The organism is Blastococcus sp. CT_GayMR20, assembly GCF_004570345.1.
In genome coordinates this window covers 17,454-31,819 of the sequence record NZ_SPQM01000002.1, presented here as the reverse complement: position 1 = coordinate 31,819, position 14,366 = coordinate 17,454, and the positions used below count along the sequence as shown (strand labels likewise).

At 73.2% G+C, this 14,366-nt stretch carries 19 protein-coding genes and 1 pseudogene; 12 read left to right on the top strand and 8 right to left on the bottom strand.

The window, feature by feature from the left end; all coding sequences use genetic code 11:
- Nucleotides 1–64: 64 nt before the first annotated feature.
- Nucleotides 65–1,351 carry a hydroxyacid-oxoacid transhydrogenase gene (locus E4P40_RS00735; protein ID WP_135156659.1) on the bottom strand — a complete coding sequence of 429 codons (1,287 nt, stop codon included), beginning with the start codon at nucleotides 1,349–1,351 and terminating at the stop codon, nucleotides 65–67.
- Nucleotides 1,352–1,540: 189 nt separating this feature from the next.
- Between E4P40_RS00735 and E4P40_RS29280 the strand changes: the two genes are divergently transcribed.
- Both E4P40_RS29280 and E4P40_RS00730 read left to right on the top strand, forming a co-directional pair.
- The gene (locus E4P40_RS29280; RefSeq protein WP_280790566.1) at nucleotides 1,541–1,669 is read left to right on the top strand and encodes a hypothetical protein; all 129 of its coding nucleotides are present in this window, start codon (nucleotides 1,541–1,543) and stop codon (nucleotides 1,667–1,669) included.
- Nucleotides 1,670–1,695: 26 nt separating this feature from the next.
- Nucleotides 1,696–2,928 carry a serine/threonine-protein kinase gene (locus E4P40_RS00730; protein WP_135156657.1) on the top strand — a complete coding sequence of 411 codons (1,233 nt, stop codon included), beginning with the start codon at nucleotides 1,696–1,698 and terminating at the stop codon, nucleotides 2,926–2,928.
- A gap of 9 nt (nucleotides 2,929–2,937) precedes the next feature.
- Here E4P40_RS00730 and E4P40_RS00725 read toward each other — a convergent pair whose 3' ends face one another.
- The 3 genes from E4P40_RS00725 to E4P40_RS00715 form a co-directional block, all read right to left on the bottom strand.
- Nucleotides 2,938–3,969, bottom strand: coding sequence for an ion channel (locus tag E4P40_RS00725; protein WP_135156655.1), 1,032 nt, complete (start codon nucleotides 3,967–3,969; stop codon nucleotides 2,938–2,940).
- Nucleotides 3,970–4,046: 77 nt separating this feature from the next.
- A complete protein-coding gene (locus tag E4P40_RS00720) occupies nucleotides 4,047–4,595 on the bottom strand; it encodes a universal stress protein (protein WP_135156653.1) in 549 nt (182 codons plus the stop codon).
- The gene (locus E4P40_RS00715; protein ID WP_135156651.1) at nucleotides 4,592–4,951 is read right to left on the bottom strand and encodes a universal stress protein; all 360 of its coding nucleotides are present in this window, start codon (nucleotides 4,949–4,951) and stop codon (nucleotides 4,592–4,594) included. The genes E4P40_RS00720 and E4P40_RS00715 overlap by 4 nt, the downstream gene beginning before the upstream one ends.
- Between E4P40_RS00715 and E4P40_RS28730 the strand changes: the two are divergent.
- Together E4P40_RS28730 and E4P40_RS28725 are read left to right on the top strand one after the other, a co-directional pair.
- A pseudogene (locus E4P40_RS28730) lies at nucleotides 4,950–5,600 on the top strand (acyl-CoA dehydrogenase family protein); the annotation flags it as partial. The gene E4P40_RS00715 and the pseudogene E4P40_RS28730 overlap by 2 nt on opposite strands.
- Nucleotides 5,601–5,682: 82 nt before the next feature.
- On the top strand, nucleotides 5,683–6,234 hold the full coding sequence (locus E4P40_RS28725; RefSeq protein WP_245160073.1) for an acyl-CoA dehydrogenase family protein: 552 nt from the start codon (nucleotides 5,683–5,685) through the stop codon (nucleotides 6,232–6,234).
- Nucleotides 6,235–6,238: 4 nt separating this feature from the next.
- Here E4P40_RS28725 and E4P40_RS00705 read toward each other — a convergent pair whose 3' ends face one another.
- A complete protein-coding gene (locus tag E4P40_RS00705) occupies nucleotides 6,239–6,493 on the bottom strand; it encodes a hypothetical protein (RefSeq protein WP_135156649.1) in 255 nt (84 codons plus the stop codon).
- 156 nt (nucleotides 6,494–6,649) lie between these two features.
- Here E4P40_RS00705 and E4P40_RS00700 point away from each other — a divergent pair, with 156 nt between their 5' ends.
- From E4P40_RS00700 to E4P40_RS00685, 4 genes are all read left to right on the top strand, one after another.
- Entirely contained in the window at nucleotides 6,650–7,228 is a 579-nt protein-coding gene (locus E4P40_RS00700) for a hemerythrin domain-containing protein (protein ID WP_135156647.1), read from the top strand.
- On the top strand, nucleotides 7,225–7,830 hold the full coding sequence (locus E4P40_RS00695; RefSeq protein WP_135156645.1) for a CoA pyrophosphatase: 606 nt from the start codon (nucleotides 7,225–7,227) through the stop codon (nucleotides 7,828–7,830). Before E4P40_RS00700 ends, E4P40_RS00695 begins: the two co-directional genes overlap by 4 nt.
- 81 nt (nucleotides 7,831–7,911) lie before the next feature.
- Nucleotides 7,912–8,217 carry a hypothetical protein gene (locus E4P40_RS00690; RefSeq protein ID WP_135156643.1) on the top strand — a complete coding sequence of 102 codons (306 nt, stop codon included), beginning with the start codon at nucleotides 7,912–7,914 and terminating at the stop codon, nucleotides 8,215–8,217.
- A gap of 70 nt (nucleotides 8,218–8,287) precedes the next feature.
- The gene (locus E4P40_RS00685) at nucleotides 8,288–9,076 is read left to right on the top strand and encodes an alpha/beta hydrolase (RefSeq protein ID WP_135156641.1); all 789 of its coding nucleotides are present in this window, start codon (nucleotides 8,288–8,290) and stop codon (nucleotides 9,074–9,076) included.
- A gap of 34 nt (nucleotides 9,077–9,110) precedes the next feature.
- Here E4P40_RS00685 and E4P40_RS00680 read toward each other — a convergent pair whose 3' ends face one another.
- Nucleotides 9,111–9,749, bottom strand: coding sequence for a class I SAM-dependent methyltransferase (locus E4P40_RS00680; protein ID WP_135156639.1), 639 nt, complete (start codon nucleotides 9,747–9,749; stop codon nucleotides 9,111–9,113).
- A gap of 1 nt (nucleotide 9,750) precedes the next feature.
- A complete protein-coding gene (locus tag E4P40_RS00675) occupies nucleotides 9,751–10,713 on the bottom strand; it encodes an NAD(P)/FAD-dependent oxidoreductase (protein WP_135156636.1) in 963 nt (320 codons plus the stop codon).
- Nucleotides 10,714–10,791: 78 nt separating this feature from the next.
- Here E4P40_RS00675 and E4P40_RS00670 point away from each other — a divergent pair, with 78 nt between their 5' ends.
- From E4P40_RS00670 to E4P40_RS00655, 4 genes are all read left to right on the top strand, one after another.
- Nucleotides 10,792–11,385, top strand: a complete 594-nt coding sequence (locus E4P40_RS00670) for an XRE family transcriptional regulator (protein ID WP_135156634.1) — start codon at nucleotides 10,792–10,794, stop codon at nucleotides 11,383–11,385.
- 86 nt (nucleotides 11,386–11,471) lie between these two features.
- On the top strand, nucleotides 11,472–11,774 hold the full coding sequence (locus E4P40_RS00665; protein ID WP_135156632.1) for an EthD family reductase: 303 nt from the start codon (nucleotides 11,472–11,474) through the stop codon (nucleotides 11,772–11,774).
- A gap of 1 nt (nucleotide 11,775) precedes the next feature.
- Nucleotides 11,776–12,144: a DUF1330 domain-containing protein gene (locus E4P40_RS00660; protein WP_135156630.1), complete on the top strand. Its 369-nt coding sequence runs from the start codon at nucleotides 11,776–11,778 to the stop codon at nucleotides 12,142–12,144.
- Nucleotides 12,141–13,475: an NAD(P)/FAD-dependent oxidoreductase gene (locus E4P40_RS00655; RefSeq protein WP_135156628.1), complete on the top strand. Its 1,335-nt coding sequence runs from the start codon at nucleotides 12,141–12,143 to the stop codon at nucleotides 13,473–13,475. The genes E4P40_RS00660 and E4P40_RS00655 overlap by 4 nt, the downstream gene beginning before the upstream one ends.
- Nucleotides 13,476–13,700: 225 nt before the next feature.
- On the opposite strand, the gene E4P40_RS00650 is transcribed toward E4P40_RS00655, so the two are convergent.
- Nucleotides 13,701–14,243 carry a hypothetical protein gene (locus E4P40_RS00650; protein WP_135156626.1) on the bottom strand — a complete coding sequence of 181 codons (543 nt, stop codon included), beginning with the start codon at nucleotides 14,241–14,243 and terminating at the stop codon, nucleotides 13,701–13,703.
- Between the last annotated feature and the right edge of the window lie 123 nt (nucleotides 14,244–14,366).

The window sequence follows — 14,366 nt, the reverse complement described above, 5'->3', positions numbered from 1 at the left end:
ACCTCGATGAGGTGGCAGGCGCACTGCGCCGTCGCCGCTGCGGCTCAGCGGCGGCCGAAGGGGGTCACCACAGAGACATCGAGCGGGTGAAGATCCCGGCGATGTCGTCGTCGGTCACCTCGCGCGGGCAGGTGGCCAGCAAGCGCTGCTGCTTCATCGTGCCGGCGACCAGCTCGGGGATGTCCCCCTCGTCGAAGCCCACCGCGGCGATGCCGTTCGGGATGTCGATGTCGCGCATCAGGTCCGTCAGCACCATCGGCAGGAACTGGTCGGGACTCGTCGGCTGTCCGGCGTTCGGGGCGAGCAGCTGCGCGGCCCGGACGTGCCGCTCCGGCGCGGCGTCGAACGTGAAGCGGAAGGCCTCCGGCGCGGTCAGGGCCACCGACATCCCGTGCGGGACCATCGCCTCCCCGGCGGGGTAGTCCTTCGGGTGGAAGTCCTTCACCCGCCCGGCGATGGGATAGGCGTTGGCGTGCGGGATGTGCACGCCGGCGTTGCCGAAGCCCATGCCCGCGAAGGTGGCCGCCATGGCCATGTCCGCCCGCGCGTGGGCGTCGTCCCCGTGCCGGACCGCCCGGCGGAACGAGCCGGCCAGCAGGGTCAGCGCCTTCTCCGACCACATGTCCGAGATCGGGTTGGAGCCGCAGTAGGGCACCCGCTGCTCCGGCTTCTTGCGGTCGTAGGTGGTGTACCAGCGCGCCGTGTAGCTCTCGAGCGCGTGGCACAGGATGTCCATGCCGGACGCCGCGGTCACCCCCGGCGGCTGGGAAAAGGTCAGCAGCGGGTCGATGACGGCCAGCGTGGGCCGCAGCCGGGCGTGGCTGATCCCGGTCTTGACCTTCAGCGACAGCACGTCCATCACGCAGATCGTGGTGCTCTCCGACCCGGTGCCGGTCGTGGTCGGCACCGCGACGAGGGGCTTGAGCGGCTCCGTCGGCGCCTGCCCCTTGCCGACCGGCACGTTGATGTAGTCCATGAGCTCGCCGGGATTGGTCGTCAGCAGGTTGACGGCCTTGGCCGTGTCGATGGCCGAGCCACCGCCCACGGCGACGTAGGCGTCCCACGGTCCGCTCGACCGCGCCTCGTCGATCGCCGCGACCAGACTCTCGTCGGTCGGCTCGACGTGGACGCCGTCGAAGACGCGCGCCTCGATGCCGAACTGGGCCATCTGGTCGGCCACCCGCTGCGGGATGCCGGTCGCCGCCACCCCCGCGTCGGTGATCACCAGGACGCGGCGCACGCTCAACCGGCTCAGGTCGAAACCGATCTCGTCCGAGGCACCGTCGCCGAACTTCAGCTGCGGCGCCCCATAGGTGAAGACGGACTCGGGGTTCGCGGGCGTGGCGATCATTGAGCGTCCCTCTCGGCGTGCGTGGGCGGGAACGGGAGCGTAGGCCTCCTCGAACCTTGCACCGATCCCGTTCCTCCGGCAGGCCGAGATCCCGTTGCGGCGGTCGCGGAGTGTCGTCCGCTGTCGTCACAGGGGTCGGATGAGGACAGCAGCCCGGCACTCGACGCGCGGATAGGGCAGGCTCGGGCGATGACCGCTCCCGAGAACGACCTGCCGCAGCCCCGCGACATCGCGCTCGAGCAGGAGACCCCCGAGCTGGCGGCCGCGCTGGAGGCGCAGAGTGACCAGGAGACCACGGCGCCGTCCGACGAGTCCTGACCGCCTTGGCGGGGTAGGTCCCGATCATGAGTGCTGACACCGGACGCGGTCACCGCGTCATCGCGGGTCGCTACGCGCTCACCGACGTCCTGGGCCGCGGCGGGATGGGCACCGTCTGGCTGGCGACCGACCAGGTGCTCGAACGCAACGTGGCACTGAAGGAGATCACCTTCTCCGTCGACGTCAGCGCCGAGGAACGCGAGGTGTTGCGCGAGCGCACGATGCGCGAGGCCCGCGCCGCCGCGAGGCTGGACCACCCGCACGTGGCGAGGGTGTACGACGTCGTCGAGGAGGACGGCAAACCCTGGCTGGTGATGGAGCACGTCTCCGCCCGCAGCCTGCAGGAGATCGTCGAGGAGCGCGGTCCGCTGGACCCGCAGGCCGTCGCGAAGATCGGCCTGGACGTGCTCGACGCCCTGGACGCCGCGCACGAGGCGGGCATCGTGCACCGCGACGTGAAGCCGGCCAACGTCCTGGTCGACCGGACCGGGCATGCCTGCCTGACCGACTTCGGGATAGCCACCACCACCGGCGACTCCAGCCTCACCACCCACGGCGCGCTCATCGGGTCGCCGTCCTACATGGCGCCCGAGCGGGCAAACGGCGAGGAGCCCCGCCCGCCGGTGGACCTCTGGTCGCTCGGCGCCACGCTCTACGCCGGCGTCGAGGGGCGACCGCCGTTCGACAAGGGCGAGGCCATGGCGACGCTCATGTCCGTCGTCTCCGAACACCCGGCGCCGATGCTCCGCGCCGGCCCGCTCGAGTCGGTGCTGCGCGGACTGCTCACCAAGGATCCCGCCCGCCGGGCGACGGCCTCGCAGGCGCGCCGCGACCTGCAGGCCGTGCTCGCCGGCCCGCCACCCGGGAGCCCGCCCCCGCAGTGGACGGCCCCTCCTCCCCCGCAGGCACCCGGTCCGGTGGCCGGTGACAAGGTCGAGCGGATCGACTCCGAGGACCTGCGGGCGCTCGCCTCGGCCTCCAAGGCGCTGCTGGGCTCGGTGGCCCGCGACATCGCCGGACGCCGGCGCGAGCGCAAGGCCGAGGAGCGCGACGGCGGACGGCGCAACGCCCAGCAGCGGGTTGCCGAGAAGCGGGGTGCGCCGCCCCGGCGGCCCGAGCCCCCGGTCGCCGAGCCGCGGCGGAAGCGGCGGTTCAAGCGCCGGTGGGTCGTCGTCCCGGTGCTCACCACGGTGATCGTCGTGGCGCTGCTGCTGGTGGGTGCCGCCGTGGGGCTGGCCCTGCTCTTCGGCCTCCTCTGAGCCGGCGGGTCAGCGGCGCGCGGCCAGCTGCCGCACGTCGATCCGCCGGCCGGCGACGTAGTACAGCGTCGTCCCCTCGGGCACCGGGGTGTCCCACGGCGGGCTGACCACCAGGTCGCGGTCCCCGCGGAGCGCGAGCAGCGTCGCCCCGAAGGTGCGGCCGAAGTGGGTCTGGCAGTCACCGAACGTCGCATGCGGGAAGCCGGCCGGCACGCGCATGGAGTACGTGTTGCCGTGGCCGCCGCTGCTCATGAGGTCGTTGTAGATCTGGGTGATCCCCGGATCCGTCGCCTCCTCGGTCAGCAGGAACGGCATGTGCCACTGCACGACCTGCACGCCCTCGTTGACGTAGCGCAGGTTCTCCCGCCGTCCCAGGTCCCGGACAGCCGCCACGAGGTGGATGTCCGGGTTGGCGTGGTCCACCGCCACCGCGATGGCCAGCGTCTCGTTGTCGTCGCGGCCGTCGAGCACGGCGGTCCGCGCCGCCTGCACGCACGCCCGCGTCATCACGTCCTCGTTGGTGAGGTCCCCGCGCACGAAGTGGATGGCCGGGTTGTCGGGCAGCGGGTTCTCCTGGACGTCGTCCCAGGCGCAGAGCGCGACCTGGAACCGGCCCTCGGCGGTCAGCTCGGCGATGATGCGCTCGGTGCGCCCGGGCCAGTACCCGAGCAGCACCACGTGGTCGGACAGGTCCAGGGGGACCACACCTCTCATGCGTCGGCCCCGGATCGACTGCAGGGCACTGGCCAGCTGGGTGAAGAGCAGGGTGAGCGTGACGATGCCACCGACGATCACGTACAGGCCCACGACCCGGCCGACGGCGGACGTCGGGAAGACGTCCCCGTACCCGACGGTCGCCGAGGTGACGACGAAGTACCACCAGTACGTGCCCGGCGCGGCGATGCCGGTCTCCGCCGGCTCGACGAGGAACATCGCCAGCCAGCTCGTGAGGAACACGAACGCCGCGACCGCCAGCGGCAGCCGCCAGCCGTGCAGCCGCAGCCGCAGGAACCGCGACAGGCGGTAGACCAGGAACGGCACGGCAGACTCCTCGGACGGCGCTCGGGACAGCGCAAGCTACCGCTCCCCCGGCGTCGACCGGCGGCAGGATCCCGTGGTCAGCCGACCGGCGTCCCCGCGGACTGGCGGCCCCGCCGCAGGTGCAGCCGCTCCCGGTGGGCCTCCGGCGAGTGGACGACGGTGACCGGGCACGACGCGTGCTGCGCCACCTGCATGCTGACCGAGCCCAGGAGCATGCTGGCGAACCCGCCGTGCCCGCGGCTGCCGACGACCAGCAGGTCCGCGCCGTGGGACTCCAGGATCAGGGCGTCGGCCGCGACGCCCATCGACGCGTGCAGCCGCACGACCGGGGGCGGCTGCGGCCCCTCGGGCAGGACCTCGGTGACGAACGAGCGGAGCCGGTCGAGGGCCGCGGTGCGGATCTGGTCGGGCTGGTAGCTGGCGACGGCGTAGAAGTCCATCCAGTAGTCCGGGGGCCGGTAGGCGGTCACCGCCTCCACCGGGACGCCGCGGCGGGTCGCGTCCTGCAGTGCGAACAGCAGTGCGGCGCGGGCACCTGTCGAGAAGTCCACGCCGACGACCACCCGCGGCCCGCGGTCCCCGCCCTGCTCGTCGACCACGACCAGCGGATCGCCCTGCTCGGTCATGATGCCACCTCCTCCGAACCCACGACCAGCAGCTCGGCGCCCGTCCGGGCGGCCACGTCCGAGAGGGTCACCGGATGAGTGACCGCCGCGACGCGCGTCCGGCCGTGCACACCTGTCTCGTCGACCGCCCGCTCGACCATGGCGGCCAGTGCCTGCTCCATCTCCCCGAGCCCCTCGTCGGGCAGCAGCGGGTCCCCGGACCAGACGGTGACGGCGAGGAGGGTGGCATCGCGGCGCTCCGCCTCGCGCAACGCCCAGAGGAGGGCCTGGTAGCCGCAGGCCGACGGCCGGACGTCGACGACCACCAGCGGCCGGTCGGCAGGGTCGGCCGGCGTGCCGCCGGCACGCTCCGTCATGGGGAAAGGATGCTCCTGGTCCGCCGCGCGGTCCAGCCTCCACCGCGCCGTTCCCGCACGTCGGGCGACGTGCCATGCCGGTCGTAACGTCGCGCGGGTGAGCTCACCGACCCCTGACCTCTACGTCCTCGAGGAGCTCCTGGAGCCCGAGGAGATCGAGATCCGCGACCGGGTGCGCGCCTTCTGCGAGAAGGAGGTCACCCCGCGGGTCAACGAGTACTGGGAGAAGGCGGAGTTCCCGTTCGAGCTGGTGCCGAAGATCGCCGAGCTGGGGATCTCGGGCGGCACCGTGCAGGGGTACGGCTCACCGGGGATGAGCGCGGTGGCGGCGGGGCTCGTCGCCGCCGAGTGGGCACGCGCCGACGGCAGCGTCGGCACGTTCTACGGCGTGCACAGCTTCCTGGCCATGCAGTCGATCGCGATGCTGGGGGACGAGGAGCAGCGCGAGCGGTGGCTGCCCGGCATGGCGCGGTTGGACAAGATCGGCGCCTTCGGCCTGACCGAGCCGGAGCACGGCTCGGACGCCGTCGGCCTGGAAACCTCCGCCCGCAGGGACGGGGACGCATACGTCCTCACGGGCGCGAAGAAGTGGATCGGCAACGGGTCGATCGCCGACTACGTGATCATCTGGGCCCGGGGCGAGGACGGCGCGGTCGGCGGCTACGTCGTCGAGAAGGGCACCCCGGGCTACGAGGCCACCGTGATGACCGGCAAGACCCGCGCTGCGGGCGGTGTGGCAGGCCGAACTCACGCTGACCGACGTCCGGGTTCCCGCGGAGAACAGGCTGGCCAACTGCCACTCGTTCACGGACGTCTCGCGGGTACTGGACCGGACCCGCTACACCGTCGCGTGGCGGGCGCTCGGCCTGGCGACCGCGTCCTACGAACTGGCACTGGCCCACGCCCTGCGGCGGGAGCAGTTCGGCCAGCCGATCGCCGGGTTCCAGCTCGTGCAGGACAAGCTCGCCCGGATGCTGGCCGAGATCACGTCGATGCAGCTGATGTGCTGGCGGTTGTCGACGCTCGCCGACGCCGGGCGGATGACCGCGGCGATCGCCTCCGTGGCGAAGATGAACCACGCCGCCAAGGCGCGGGCGATCGTCGCCGACGCCCGGGACATCCTCGGCGGCGACGGCATCCTGCTGGGGAACCACGTGGCCAGGCATCACGCCGACATGGAGGCGATCTTCACCTTCGAGGGCACCGACTCGGTGCAGGCGCTGATCGTCGGCAGGGAGATCACCGGTCTGTCGGCGATCAGCGGCCGCAAGCCCGCCCGCTGACGGGTCAGCGCGCCGAGGTGAGCGCGGCGGCGGTGATCCGCGAGCACTCCGGGCAGGCGGTGCGGCCGGCGCCGACCCGCTCCCACTTCTGGGATCCCCAGACCTGCACGATGGCCCCGCAGACGGCGAGCTCCACCTCCCCGTCGAGCTCCGACGGCGGGCGGTGCGCCTCGACGGCGTGCCAGGGGCAGGCGTTCTCGGCCGGCCGTCCCTGCGACCAGCGGTCCGGCCGGGCGAACCCGACGGCGTAACTGTCCACGTAGTGGCTGTGCCCCACGACACAGCAGGTCAACCACACGTTCGGGCGAATGCGGCCGATCCGGAGCCGCCGAGTGTGACCGGACCGGACTCCGGGCACACCGACCCCATCCGGGGAGCCGTACCCGGGAGCAGCCGTGTCCGAGGAGTCGCTGCCATGACCGAGAGCCAGCGCGACGTCGTCGACGTCCTCACCGCTGACCACCGCGAGTTCGACCGGATCTTCACCGAGCTCGAAGGCCTGATCGGCCGCACCGAACCTGACGACCTGACCCGCAAGCGCGAGCTCGTCGACGAGGTCACGATCGGGTTGGTCAAGCACTCGGTCGCCGAGGAGACGCGGGTCTATCCGCGGGTGGAGAAGGAGATCGACAAGGAGGAGGCCGACCACTCCAAGCACGAGCACGCAGAGGCCGAGGAGACCATGAAGCGGCTCGAGCGCATGGACCCCGACGACGCGGCCTTCGACGACGCCGTGCGTGAGCTGATCCGGGAGATCCGGCACCACGTGCAGGAGGAGGAGAGCCGGATGTTCACCGAGCTGCGCGCCCGGTTCACCCGAGAGCAGCTGGTGGAGATGGCGGAGCAGGTGGAGGCGGTCAAGAAGATCGCACCGACGCGCGCCCACCCGATGACCCCCAACGAGGCGGGGGTCCGGTTGGCCGTCGGGCCGGTGGCCAGCCTCCTGGACCACCTGCGCGACGCGGTCAGTGGTCGCGGCAAGAAGAGCGAGTGACGGTCGCCGCAGACCGGGCGACGGTCGCCGAACGCCTGCGCGGCTTCCCTCGACGGGAGGCCCGCCGACCGGACCTCAAGCAGGCCGCGGTCGCGCTCTGCCTGACCGAGCACGCCGGTGGCACCGCGCTGGTCATCACCCGGCGCGCAGCACGCCTGCGGTCCCACGCCGGCCAGTGGGCGCTGCCCGGCGGCCGGCTCGACCCGGGCGAGGACGCGGTCGGGGGGGCCCTGCGGGAACTCAACGAGGAGGTCGGCCTCGACATCGCCGCCACCGACGTCCTCGGACTGCTCGACGACTACGTGACCCGATCCGGTTACGTCATGACGCCTGTCGTGTGCTGGGCGGGAGACGTCGGTGAGCTGGTCGGCGCCGAATCCGAGGTGCACAGCGTGTTCCAGGTGCCGCTGTCCGACCTCGACGTGGAACCGCGGTTCATCCGCATCCCGGAGTCCGACGCGCCGGTCATCCAGCTGCCGCTGTTGGGTCGCTACGTGCACGCGCCGACGGCCGCCATCGTCCACCAGTTCTGCCGGATCGCCTGCCGAGGGCTGGTCTCCCGGGTCGCCCACCTGGAGCAGCCGGTGTTCGCCTGGAAGTGACGCTCCGGCTCGCATCGACGCTCCCCTCGGGTCGGCCGCCGCGTTACCGTCGTGTGAGCCGAGCGGAAGGGAGCCCGGGGCATGGAGCCGATCAGCCTGCTGGTGGGTGGCGCGCTGCTGGCGGTCGGATTCGTGGCCGGTCGGCTGGGACGTCGACGTCCGGCCCCTCCTCCGCCGATGACGCCGCTCTGCGGGTGCGGGCACGCGCTGAGCCAGCACGACCGCGAGACCTCCACCTGCTACGCCGAGCTGCGTCGGGACACCTTCGACAAGCGCGGTCGCTGGTCCGGGCACAGCTGGGTGCCGTGCACGTGCCGGCAGTACATCGGCCCGCGGCCCATCGACGAGGTGTTCGCCCCGCGCCTGCTGCCGCCCGCCGTCGACTGACGGGGGCGTGGCGCGCGCCCGATGTGGGCACCCACTCCGTGGCTCACCCCCGCAACGCACCGGAAGGCCCATGACCGCCACCCCAGCTCCGCACTCCCCCCGCCGCCGCGCGCTCCTGGCCGCGACGGAACCGGCACGGACTCTCGCCACGGCCGGGTCCATGGCCGCCCTGCTCCCGCTGCTGCGGTGGGCGCCGCGCGGTGAGCCGCACCCCGTGCTCGTGCTGCCGGGCCTGATGGCGTCGGACCTCTCGACCCGCGTGCTGCGCGGCTGGCTCGGCCGGCTGGGGTATCCCGTGGTCGGCTGGGCGCTGGGCCGCAACAGGGGGCCGACCCAGGAGGTGGTGAGCGAGCTGCCGCTGCTGGTCGACCGGCTGGCCCGCGAGCACGGGACGTCGGTGAGCATCGTCGGCTGGAGCATGGGCGGGATCTACGCGCGCCGGCTGGCCCGGCGGGCGCCGCGGCAGGTGCGCCAGGTCATCTCGCTCGGGTCACCGTTCGCGCTGACCGACCGCGGGATGGATGACAGCCCCGGGGCCCGCGCCTACCAGCGGCTGCGGCCGGTGGGCGGCACCGGCCGGATCCACTCCTCCCGCACGTCCCTCGCCCGCCCGCTGCCGGTGCCGAGCACGGCGGTCTACTCCCGGTGGGACGGCGTCGTCGACTGGCGCGCCTGCCGGCAGGAACCGGGCCCGCGCAGCGAGAACATCGCGGTGCACGCGAGCCACCTCGGGATGGGGCACGACCCCGCCGTCCTCTGGGTGGTCGCCGACCGGCTGGCCCAGCCGCGGCACCAATGGCGACCGTTCGAGCGCCCGACGACGTTCGGCCTGGCCACCCTCTTCCCGGCCGAGGACTGACGCCGACATGTCGCCACGGCGACATGTCGACACGTCACGGACGGCGGCGCGCGACGAGCACGGTGTCGTGCACGGGCAGGTCGGTGGGCTCGTGCCCACCCGGTGGGCGCAGCCTCGACCCTGCGAAGACGACGTCCCAGGAACCGGCGTCGAGCGTGGCCGCGACCTCCTCCGCCGAGAAGAACATGCCCGGAACGGAGGGCCGGTGCGCGGCCATGTGTTCGTCGGAGGGATCGTGACCGGCGACGACCAGGGTCCCGCCCGGGGCGACCACCTCGGCCAGGCGGGCGATCAGCGAGGTCATCGTCTCCCCCGCCAGGTGCACGAACATCGCGGACACCAGGTCGAAGCGCTCCTCGCCGGGCACCCACGCCGTCAGGTCCGTGTGCCTCCAGGCGATCCGCCCGTCGACCTCCTCGCCCTGCGCGCGCGCCCGCTGCCGGCCGCGCTCGAGCGCGGTGGTCGAGAAGTCCATGGCCGTCACCCGCCAGCCGTGGCCGGCGAGCCAGGTCGCGTCGCCGCCCTCGCCACAGCCGGCATCCAGCGCCGTCCCCGGTGCCAGATCGGCCACTGCCGCGACGAACGCGGCATTGGGGCGCCCGCTCCAGATGTTCGCGGAAGCGCGGTAGCGCTCCTCCCACGATGCCTCGTCGAACCTGAGGTCGTCGGCCATGTCAGCGGACTCCGATCAGGCGGTGGGCGGCCACAGCCAGGCGGGTGTCCTCCGCGATGAGGTCGGCGTTGATCGCCGCGCCCGCGTTCAGCCCTCCGGCGGCGGCGGCGATCACCTGCGCCTGCAGGTTGGCCACGTTGCCGGCCACCCACACCCCCGGGACCGCGGTGGCGCCCATCGCGTCGGCGGGGACGTAGCTGCCCATGACCGTGCCGTGCGCCTCCAGCTCGACGGTCTCCAGGCCGAGGTCGGCCAGGAGGTCGGCGCGGGCGGTGAAGCGGGGTGCGACCACGACCGCGTCCCGGAGGACGACCTCGCCGGAGACGAGGCGGACGCCGGACAGCCGACCCCCGGCGACCTCCAGCGCGGCGACCTCGCCCTCCACCAGGGTGATGCCACGGGCAGTCAGTTGTTCGCGCTCCTCCTCGGTCGGGGCTCGCCCGACGTGCTGGAACAGGGTGACGTCGGCCGTCCACTGACGCCACAGCAGTGCCCCGTAGACCCCCATCGGCCCGGTCGCCACGATCCCGACAGCCCGGTCGCGCACCTCCCAGCCGTGGCAGTACGGGCAGTGCAGGACGTCGTGGCCCCACAGCTCGCGCACGCCCGGCAGGTCCGGCAGCTCGTCCACCAGGCCGGTCGTGAGCAGCAGCCGGCGGGCGGCCACCGCGCGCCCGTCGGCCAGGTCCACGCGGAAGCCGTCGTCCTCCCGCTCGACGCGGACGACCTCGCCGGTCGTCACTTCGCCGCCGTACCCGGCCACCTCGTCGCGGCCGATCTCCAGCAGTTCGGCCGGTGGCGTGCCCTCGCGGCCCAGGTAGTTGTGCACGTGCCCGGCCGGTGCGTTCCGGGGCGCTCCCGCGTCGACCACGAGGACCTGCCGCCGCGCCCGCGACAGGGCCAGTGCACCGCTGAGTCCCGCCGCTCCACCGCCGATGACCACCACGTCGTACCGCTCGTCCATCGTCCGCTCCTCGCCTCTCGGGTGACTGCGCCCGACTGTCCACCCCATGGAGACATTGTGACAACTATCGTTGCCGGTATGGCAAAGGACGACGACGACCTCGGCACCGTGCTGTCGGCGGTCGGGCCCCGCCTCCGGGCCCTGCGACTGCACCGCGGCGCGACGCTGGGCGAACTCTCGGCGACCACCGGAATCTCGATCAGCACGCTGTCGCGCCTGGAGTCGGGGCAGCGCAAGCCCACGCTGGAACTGCTGCTGCCGCTCGCGCGGGCGCACCAGGTGCCGCTGGACGAGCTCGTGGACGCCCCGGAGACCGGCGACCCCCGCATCCACCAGCGCTCCTTCGACCGCCACGGGGTCACGATGATCCCGCTGACCCGGCGACCCGGCGGCCTGCAGGCCTACAAGCAGGTCTACCCGCCCCGCTGGCCCGCCGGCGACGTGGAGCAGCAGACCCACGAGGGCTACGAGTGGCTCTACGTGCTCTCCGGCCGGATGCGGTTGCTCCTCGGGGAGCACGACCTGGTCCTGGCACCGGGCGAGGTGGCCGAGTTCGACACCCGGACGCCGCACGCCGTCACCAACCCCGGCCCCGACCCGGCCGAGGTGCTCACGCTGTACGGCCCGCAGGGCGAGCGGGCGCACGTCCGCGCCCGCCCGTCTTCGCGCTGACGGACCAGGGTCTTCGACGGGCGCGACCGGACCCTCCCGGCGCGGACGGTGGCCGCAGCACCAGTCCCAGGGAAGAGGAGCCCGGCGTGGCCACCACCATCACCGTCATCTACGACAACCCGCGGGATCCTCGGGCCTTCGAGGCCGCCTTCCCCGAGCAGGTGGCGCTGGCCCGCAAGCTGCCCGGCCTCCTGACGCTGAGCAGCGCCACGGTGTGGCCCAAGGAGGACGGCAGCCCGACGCCCGCGCTCGTCGACCTCCACTTCGCCGACTACGCGACCGCCAGTGCCGCGGTGACCTCCGCCGAGGCCGGGGCCTTCTTCCCGAGCGTGTCCGCACCGGCCACCGGCGGCGTGCGGATCGTGTTCGCCGAGGCCCAGGAGGTCTGAGATGACCACCTACCTGATCAACCACCTGCGCGTCCCCGGGGTCCCGAAGCCGCAGAACCTCGAGTACCTGGAGAGGGTCGAGGCCACGTTCCTGCCGTACGGCGGGAGATGGCTCGTCCTGGACGGTCAGGTGGAGGTGCTGGAGGGCGCCTGGCCCGGTTCCGCGGTGCTCATGGAGTTCCCCGACATGGAGACGGCGAGGAAGTGGTACGCCTCGCCCGGGTACCAGGAGATCGTCGGGCTGCGCACCGGGAACGCCATCAGCGACCTGATCCTGGTCGACCCCGTCGGCGCCCAGTTCACGTCGGCGACCTGGGCCCGGCAGATCCGCAGCAGCCTCGCGGCCGGCCCGACGGACGAGCAGCCATGAACTACGACGTCGTCGTCGTGGGCGGCGGGGCGCCCGGGGAGCACTGCGCGGCCCGGCTCGCCGACGGCGGGCTCCGGGTGGCGATCGTCGAACGCGAGCGCGTGGGCGGCGAGTGCTCGTACTGGGCCTGCATCCCGTCGAAGACGCTGCTGCGTCCGGGCGAGGCGGTGGCTGCCGCGCGGCGGGCGCCGGGAGCGGCCGAGGCGGTCACCGGCCCGGTCGACGCGGCCGCGGCGTTCGCCTGGCGGGACTTCATGGTGTCGTCCTACGACGACTCCGGCGCGGCCGCCTGGGCCAAGGGCGAGGGCATCGACGTCCTCCGCGGCCACGGGCGGCTCGCCGGTCCCGGCCGCGTCGAGGTGGACGGCACGCTCCACACCGCCGACCACGTTGTCCTGGCGACGGGCTCCGACCCCTTCGTGCCACCGGTGCCCGGTCTTCGGGAGCTGCCCGGCGTCTGGGGCAGCCGCGAGGCCACGAGCATGACGGAGGTTCCGCGCCACCTGCTCGTCCTCGGCGGCGGCGCGGTCGGCGTGGAGATGGCGCAGGCCGTTCTCCGCCTGGGCGGCTCGGCGTCCATCGTCGAGGGCATGGACCACCTGCTCCCCCGGGAGCCCGAGCGCCTGGGCCGCGCCCTGAGCACGGCGCTGGCGGCGGAGGGCATCGACCTGCACCTCGGCACGGTGGCGTCGGCGGCCCGGTACGAGGACGGGGAGTACGTGCTCGAGCTCCGCGACGGCGAGCCGCTCCGCGGCGACAGGCTGCTCGTCGCGACCGGGCGCCGGCCGCGCGTCCAGGACATCGGCCTGGAGACGGTCGGCATCGAGGAGCTCTCCGTCGACGCGCGGATGAGGGCCGGCGAGGGCCTGTGGGCCATCGGCGACGTGGCGACGCCCTGGCCGCTCACCCACGTCGGGAAGTACCAGGGCCGCGTCGTCGCCTCGAACATCCTCGGCCGACGGCGGGAGGTGGACTACTCCGCCGTCCCGCGGGTGACGTTCACCGATCCCCAGGCCGCTGCCGTGGGCGAGGCCGGCGGACGGTTCGTCGCCACCGTGCAGCTCTCCGGGGTGGCGCGGACGGCGACCTATACGCGGAACTACGACACGGAGCCGGGCTTCCTCACGCTCGTGTCCGACGGCGCCCGCCTGACCGGCGCCTATGCCCTCGGTCCCGAGGCCGGTGAGTGGCTCCAGCAGGCGACCCTCGCCATCCGCGCCCGCATCCCGCTGGAGGTGCTGGAGGACGTCATCCAGCCGTTCCCCACGTTCTCGGAGGCCTTCCTGCACGCGCTGCTCGAGCTGCGGACGGCGACCCCGGTCCCGGCCTGACGCAGCGCCCGGTCGTCAGACGGCCGGGGCGGTCTCCCAGTCGTCGATCTCGACGTCCACGTCGGCTCGACGACCGTGGCCCCGGCGAGCGCACGGTGAAGAGCGCCGTCATGACCGCGGCCTACCGCTGCCGCGTCCTCGAGCGCGCACCGGGGCTCCCCGGGACATGACACGAGCGGTGCCGCACCCACCAGGACGGCGCCGCTCGTGTCGTGCGGGAAGGGATCAGTCGCCCGGCCTGCCATGTCGGTGGTGCCCCCGGCGGAGGTCGTCGCTGTTCACCCGGTCGGTGACGCGCTCCTCGAGGTCGGCCAGCCGCTCGTCCGCCTCTTCCTGCGTGAGCCGCCCGTCCTCGACGGCCTCCGCGATGCGAGCCTGCTGGGCCTCCACCAGTGCGTCGACGAGCGTGTCGACCTCCACGCCCTCGGCCTCGGCGACGTCGGCGAGGGAGGTGCCGTCGGGCTCCAGCGCGGTGCGCAGCTCGTCGTCGGTCATGCCGAGGGCCTCGGCGGCGGTCTCCAGTCCCAGCCGGCCCGCGCCATGGGGTCCGCCGCCGCGACCGAGACCGGCCTCGCTCAGCGTGGTCGCGACCTCGTCGGCCTGCTCCTGGGTGATCGACCCGTCGTCCACCAGCCCGGTGAGGGCCTCCTTGATCCGGTCGACCACGGAGGTCTCCCCGGGGGTGTCGGCCAGCACCGGTACCGCTACGGCGACGCCGCCCAGGGTCAGGACACCCGCGGTGGTGGCGATGATCAGCTTCGTGCGCACAGTCGACTCCTCGCTCCTGGGCCGGGACCTCCGACCGTCGACCGACGGTGGGTCGCGCACCTGTGACGGACCTGTGAAGCCCCTTCGGCGTGGCTGGGGATCCGGCCGACCGGTCCCACAGTC

Excerpts from the sequence above, each read along its gene's own strand:
- E4P40_RS00735 (WP_135156659.1), bottom strand. The coding sequence starts at position 1,351 with ATGATCGCCACGCCCGCGAACCCCGAGTCCGTCTTCACCTATGGGGCG.
- E4P40_RS29280 (WP_280790566.1), top strand. The coding sequence starts at position 1,541 with ATGACCGCTCCCGAGAACGACCTGCCGCAGCCCCGCGACATCGCGCTC.
- E4P40_RS00730 (WP_135156657.1), top strand. The coding sequence starts at position 1,696 with ATGAGTGCTGACACCGGACGCGGTCACCGCGTCATCGCGGGTCGCTAC.
- E4P40_RS00720 (WP_135156653.1), bottom strand. The coding sequence starts at position 4,595 with ATGACCGAGCAGGGCGATCCGCTGGTCGTGGTCGACGAGCAGGGCGGG.
- E4P40_RS00715 (WP_135156651.1), bottom strand. The coding sequence starts at position 4,951 with ATGACGGAGCGTGCCGGCGGCACGCCGGCCGACCCTGCCGACCGGCCG.
- E4P40_RS00700 (WP_135156647.1), top strand. The coding sequence starts at position 6,650 with ATGACCGAGAGCCAGCGCGACGTCGTCGACGTCCTCACCGCTGACCAC.
- E4P40_RS00690 (WP_135156643.1), top strand. The coding sequence starts at position 7,912 with ATGGAGCCGATCAGCCTGCTGGTGGGTGGCGCGCTGCTGGCGGTCGGA.
- E4P40_RS00685 (WP_135156641.1), top strand. The coding sequence starts at position 8,288 with ATGACCGCCACCCCAGCTCCGCACTCCCCCCGCCGCCGCGCGCTCCTG.
- E4P40_RS00680 (WP_135156639.1), bottom strand. The coding sequence starts at position 9,749 with ATGGCCGACGACCTCAGGTTCGACGAGGCATCGTGGGAGGAGCGCTAC.
- E4P40_RS00675 (WP_135156636.1), bottom strand. The coding sequence starts at position 10,713 with ATGGACGAGCGGTACGACGTGGTGGTCATCGGCGGTGGAGCGGCGGGA.
- E4P40_RS00670 (WP_135156634.1), top strand. The coding sequence starts at position 10,792 with ATGGCAAAGGACGACGACGACCTCGGCACCGTGCTGTCGGCGGTCGGG.
- E4P40_RS00660 (WP_135156630.1), top strand. The coding sequence starts at position 11,776 with ATGACCACCTACCTGATCAACCACCTGCGCGTCCCCGGGGTCCCGAAG.
- E4P40_RS00655 (WP_135156628.1), top strand. The coding sequence starts at position 12,141 with ATGAACTACGACGTCGTCGTCGTGGGCGGCGGGGCGCCCGGGGAGCAC.